1 protein-coding gene is annotated in these 866 nt (G+C 62.9%); it reads right to left on the bottom strand.

The genetic code is table 11. The features are described from left to right. Positions 1–866, bottom strand: an 866-nt coding sequence (locus tag JJQ51_RS32805; protein WP_269245867.1) for a zinc-binding dehydrogenase, incomplete at both ends; no start/stop codon positions are given.

Genomic DNA, 866 nt, shown 5'->3' with positions numbered 1-866 from the left:
TCAAAACCCTTGTTGATGTCGTCGAGCGGCATGGTGTGGGTGATCATCGGATCGATCTGGATTTTACCTTCCATGTACCAGTCGACGATCTTCGGCACATCGGTGCGGCCACGCGCGCCGCCGAAGGCCGTGCCCATCCAGGTGCGGCCCGTCACCAGCTGGAACGGACGCGTCGAGATCTCCTGGCCGGCGCCGGCCACGCCGATGACGACGGACTTGCCCCAGCCGCGATGGCTGGCTTCGAGCGCCTGGCGCATGACCTTGGTGTTGCCGGTGCAGTCGAAGGTATAGTCGGCCCCGCCGATCTGGTCGGCCCCGCGCTTCGTCATGTTGACGAGGTAGGGCACGATGTCGTCGCCGACCTCCTTCGGATTGACGAAATGCGTCATGCCGAAGCGCTCGCCCCAGGCCTTCTTGTCGTTGTTGAGATCGACGCCGATGATCATGTCGGCACCGGCAAGCCGCAGGCCCTGAATGACATTGAGGCCGATGCCGCCGAGACCGAAGACGATGGCCGTTGCGCCCATCTCCACCTTGGCGGTGTTGATGACTGCACCGATGCCGGTCGTCACACCGCAGCCGATATAGCAGATCTTGTCGAAGGGGGCGTCGGGATTGACCTTGGCGACGGCGATCTCCGGCAGCACGGTATAATTGGCAAAGGTCGAGCAGCCCATATAGTGATGGATCTTGTCCTTGCCGATCGAGAAGCGCGAGGTGCCGTCCGGCATCAGGCCCTGGCCCTGGGTCGCGCGGATCGCGGTGCAGAGATTGGTCTTGCGCGAGAGGCACGACGGGCATTCGCGGCATTCGGGCGTATAGAGCGGAATGACGTGATCGCCTTTCTTCACCGAGGTCACTCCCGG

The organism is Rhizobium sp. AG207R, from assembly GCF_027109195.1.
Classification (GTDB): Bacteria; Pseudomonadota; Alphaproteobacteria; order Rhizobiales; family Rhizobiaceae; genus Rhizobium; species Rhizobium dioscoreae.
This window is presented reverse-complemented; position numbering and strand designations above follow the sequence as displayed.